Origin of the sequence: Neisseria sp. P0008.S002, assembly GCF_051962805.1 — a bacterium.
Lineage (GTDB): Bacteria > Pseudomonadota > Gammaproteobacteria > Burkholderiales > Neisseriaceae > Neisseria > Neisseria perflava.
Window position 1 is genome coordinate 1 of sequence record NZ_JBQCUY010000014.1, and the last position, 4,000, is coordinate 4,000.

Sequence of the window (4,000 nt, forward strand, 5' to 3'; positions counted from 1 at the left end):
GGACGCATTCAAGAAGCCCGCAACAGCCAAACCGGCCGCAGCGAAACCTTCGCCTTCGACCCCGCCCACAACATCCTTTCCGACAAAGCCGCCGAAGGAAAGGGCGGCAACCTTAGCAGCGGTAACCGCCTCAAAGAATACAACGGCATCGAATACACCTACGATGCATTGGGCAACCTGATCTACCGCCAGCTGCCCGACGGCGAAAACCAATATTACCAATACGATTTAGAAAACCAACTCGTCTGCGCCGAAATCAAAAAAGCAGCAGGCAATACCGAAATTTGGACCTACGCCTACGACCCGTTCGGAAGACGCCTTTCCAAAGAGCGCCAAGACAAACTTGCCTGGACGAGTACCGACCCGAAACGCACCCACTTCGTCTGGGAAGGCAGCCGCTTGTTGCAGGAGTACACCTACAAAGGCAGCTATACCTATATCTACACCGACCAAGACAGCTACGAACCCTTAGCCCAAGTCTTCTACGACAACCAAGACGAAACCCAATACCTCGCCTATTTCCATACCGATCAAATCGGCATACCGCGCGAGATGACCGACGTCCACGGCAATCTGTTATGGTACGGCGAATATACCGCTTGGGGTCGTCTGAAAAAGGACGGGCGGGTTTACAAGGATGCGCATCAGCCGTTCAGACTGCAAAACCAGTATTATGATGAAGAGACGGGGCTGCATTACAACCTGATGCGCTATTACGAGCCTGAGGCGGGGCGGTTTGTGAATCAGGACCCGATTGGGTTGCTGGGCGCAGGGGATAACCTTTATCAGTTTGCTGTAAATGCTCAAAGTTGGATTGATCCGTTGGGACTTTCTCGTAACAGGTTAGCTACAGTAGGTAAAACGCCATCAAAAGTGAGTACCACTGGTAGGGCTGTAATGCAGCGCATGTTAAGTGCTAAGGAGCTACGTGGTATGTCGGCTGAGCAGATTAGTAATTTAAGACGTGTAAGCGATATTCCTAGCTCTGCCCAATTTTGGGATACTCCAACTAAATCATGGCAGCCTGTTAGGTCTGCTCATATGGGGCATGCAGGCGAAGATGCTGTGGATTATTGGAATAGAAGAGGAAAATTTTTTGGTAAAAAATCGCCTGAAGTTAGATCGTGGATGAGAGATCCAAATAACTATCGGCTTGAAAAAGGTGCCGGTAAAGGGGGAAATTGCTCCCGCGGCGCAAAAAACCGAAGTAGGTATGATATGGATAAACCAATCGGGCCTAGACAGAAATCTGATTATGGCCATTGATATTATAGAATCTACACTTAACATTGTTTATTTTAATTGAGGAGTTGTATGCTATGAATTTAGATGCAGTTAATCCAGAATTGGAATCAAAAATTAATGATTTAGTTTGCGAAGCTTATAATAAATCTTTTTCGGAACAAGAAAAATTATTAAAAGAAGCATTTGAGCTAATACCTAAGCCAGTAACTCAATGGGCGCATCCAACTACAATGGTTACGATTGCCTTATTTGAGTTATATTATAAACATCAAAAATATGAACAGGCTGAGGAATGGCTGACTATTGCTTTGAGTGTTGCCGATTTAGGAACAACTAATGCAGGAACATATCTATTAGGCGGTATTTTTTATTATGATATTGAAAAATATGATGATGCTTATCAATATTTCGATATAGCTTATAACGATGCTGGATATTATCCATTCAGTATCGAGGACAAAAAATATTGGCAGTTTTATAAGCAGCGTAAAGAAGAACTAAATCCTAAGAAAAAAAACAAAAAGTAAGATTCGATATTTTCAGACGACCTCAAAACCTTCTTTGAGGTCGTCTGAAACATTTGTTCTTTAACAACCTGATCTACCGCCAGCTGCCCAATGGCGAAAACCAATATTACCAATACGATTTAGAAAACCAACTCGTCCGCGCCGAAATCAAAAAGCCCACCGGTAATACCGAGATTTGGGAATATGCCTACGACCCGTTCGGACGAAGGCTCTCCAAAGAGCGCCAAGACAAACTCGCTTGGACCAGCACCGACCCGAAACGCACCCATTTCGTCTGGGACGGCAGCCGCCTATTGCAGGAGTACACCTACAAAGGCAGCTACACCTATATCTACACCGACCAAGACAGCTACGAACCGCTGGCGCAAATTTTTGACAACGCCAAAGACGGCAAACAATACCTCGCCTATTTCCACAATGATCAAATCGGCATACCGCGCGAGATGACCGACATTCACGGCAATCTCTTGTGGTACGGCGAATACACCGCCTGGGGTCGTCTGAAAAAGGATGAACGCGTTTATCGGAACGCGCACCAGCCGTTCAGACTGCAAAACCAGTACTTCGATGAAGAGACGGGGCTGCATTACAACCTGATGCGGTATTACGAGCCTGAGGCAGGTCGGTTTGTGAATCAGGATCCGATTGGGTTGTTGGGTGGGGAGAATCTGTATGCTTTTGCGCCAAGTACACAGGCTTGGGTTGACCCATTGGGTTGGGCATATTGGAAAAAAGGAACACCCAAACCAGCGGGCTGGAGGCTACCTAGGGACGGAACTTGGGCGGGAGAAAGAGGACATTCTCGCTTTACACCAAATAACCCACAAGATTTGGGACTCAATGTTGGTGATTCTATTAATTACAGAGGTGGTAGACCAGACTTTTCTCCTTGGGCAAAAACTCCTTGGTCTTCATCTGGTAAAGGGCCCAAAGGGTTTAAAGTTACCGGTATGACGGGTGACCCAGATAAAGATTTCACAAGAATGAGAAGGGCTTTAGCAGATAAGATGGGATGGTCTGTCCAAGATACCCAAAAATATTTGACGGACAATCGTCTTGACTTACATCATTCAAGTAGAAATACGGCGCAAATAATACCGAGAGATTTACATAGTGGCATTAGGCATACTGGTCCTGCAAGTGTCATGCGTAATAAGAAGAAAATCGGAAAAACATGTCCATAACCTTTAACTGGAGTAAACATTATGAGCACAAGAATGCAAACTTTAATAGAAAAAATGGGTGGAGTTGTAAGGGTCGGAGCAAAGCCTTTCGCTCCTTTATCACGAGAAATAATGTCAAAATTTCTAGATATTGATAGAAAAGAATTTTCTGATTATTTAGATTATTTGACGTGTTTTGGAGGAGAGACATATCTAAATGAAGTATTTTATAAATTAACCATGTATGACAATGGACTACCAAGCTATTGTTATCCCCCTGATTCACCGATAGAAAATGTTGTAATAAAGAAAGGGGAATTTGGTTGTTTCTATGGAGAAGGGGAATCGTATCAAACTGGCTATTCATTGAGCAATGCTATAAAAAAAATGGAAAATAGGATTCCTACGAATTTTTTACCTATTGCTGAGAATAACTACGGAGATAGGATATGTCTTTGTATAAAAGGGGAAAAAATAGGAAAAATTTTTTATTGGTACCATGAAAACGAATGGGATGAAGAAGATTATTTTGATGATTTTGGAAAAACTATGCCTGAAGAAGTAAAGATGCAAAATATGTATTTAGTCGGAGAAGATTTGTATGACTGTTTTAATCGTATGGTCTTAGAAGAAGAATAATTGTTTGAAATATTATGTGCCTAAAGATATATGTAATATGTAAACTGAATTATATATTTCTAGCTTTGATTAGCAAATCGTAGCCCGCATAAATTCCTGAATTTGCAGGTAGCGTGCGTGCCTCAAAGCAAGTACGCGGGTTTTTCGGTTTTCAGACGGCCTCAATATCCTTTTGAGGCCGTCTGAAACCTCCGTTCTTTAACAATCCAATCCCCGTTATCGGTTGCAACGCTGGTTGAAATAGAGGCCGTCTGAAAGTTAGTTTTTCAGACGGCCTCTATTTAGTTACAGTATCAAAGTCCTATTTGACGATACAGAGACCGACTTTGCATTTGACTCCCCGCTTCCACTTGTTTGGCAGCGCAGCTACTATTCCGACCAAATAGGCAACGGCTGGCTGGGACAGGGTTGGTCGCTGCCGTTCTC

The 4,000-nt window shown here is 43.5% G+C and carries 5 protein-coding genes; all 5 read left to right on the top strand.

Annotated elements, in window-relative coordinates; translation table 11 throughout:
- The first annotated feature begins 72 nt into the window (after positions 1 to 72).
- Positions 73 to 1,266, top strand: a complete 1,194-nt coding sequence (locus tag ACTHSA_RS10735) for an RHS repeat-associated core domain-containing protein (RefSeq protein WP_107737641.1) — start codon at positions 73 to 75, stop codon at positions 1,264 to 1,266.
- 53 nt (positions 1,267 to 1,319) lie between these two features.
- Positions 1,320 to 1,772: a hypothetical protein gene (locus ACTHSA_RS10740; RefSeq protein WP_039862584.1), complete on the top strand. Its 453-nt coding sequence runs from the start codon at positions 1,320 to 1,322 to the stop codon at positions 1,770 to 1,772.
- A gap of 53 nt (positions 1,773 to 1,825) precedes the next feature.
- Positions 1,826 to 2,956, top strand: a complete 1,131-nt coding sequence (locus ACTHSA_RS10745) for an RHS repeat-associated core domain-containing protein (protein ID WP_440367927.1) — start codon at positions 1,826 to 1,828, stop codon at positions 2,954 to 2,956.
- Between the two features lie 21 nt (positions 2,957 to 2,977).
- Positions 2,978 to 3,574 (top strand): SMI1/KNR4 family protein, encoded by a 597-nt coding sequence (locus ACTHSA_RS10750; protein ID WP_198921340.1) that lies wholly within the window; start codon positions 2,978 to 2,980, stop codon positions 3,572 to 3,574.
- Positions 3,575 to 3,866: 292 nt separating this feature from the next.
- On the top strand, positions 3,867 to 4,000 hold a 134-nt coding region (locus ACTHSA_RS10755), incomplete at its 3' end, for a DUF6531 domain-containing protein (RefSeq protein WP_440367928.1).